Annotated in this window: 1 protein-coding gene; it reads left to right on the forward strand. The window is 53.7% G+C overall.

All coding sequences use genetic code 11. The features are described from left to right. Positions 1-79: 79 nt before the first annotated feature. Entirely contained in the window at positions 80-241 is a 162-nt protein-coding gene (locus AC1RPW_RS08325; protein ID WP_281116337.1) for a hypothetical protein, read from the forward strand. The last annotated feature ends 70 nt before the right edge of the window (positions 242-311 follow it).

The following is a 311-nucleotide window of genomic DNA, read 5'->3' on the forward strand; positions in this document are numbered from 1 at the left end:
CAGTTGGCGGCTGTTGCTGGCTGCTGATTGCGGTTCTTGCCCAGACCCTCATCATCGAACATAAACAGGAGTGTGGTCAATGAGGTCTATTCCGTCGATCCTGATGTATGTGTGTGCTGCATTCAACATGCTGTACGCCGTGGCCATTAACATGGGCGGCAACACCCAGCTGGCTACGTATCATCTGCTGTGGGCCGTGCTCGACTACATGATTGCTGCCAAGATCGCGGAGGACGCATGACCTTCGAACACTGGTATACGCAATACGGTGAAGCCAATTCTGGAATCGTGCGTATGGTGCGGCGCGATAT

The organism is Dellaglioa sp. CoH-55-MRSF-8, assembly GCF_056782195.1.

What these genes read in the sequence shown, in the direction of transcription:
- AC1RPW_RS08325 (WP_281116337.1), top strand. Translation starts at nt 80, where the DNA reads ATGAGGTCTATTCCGTCGATCCTGATGTATGTGTGTGCTGCATTCAAC.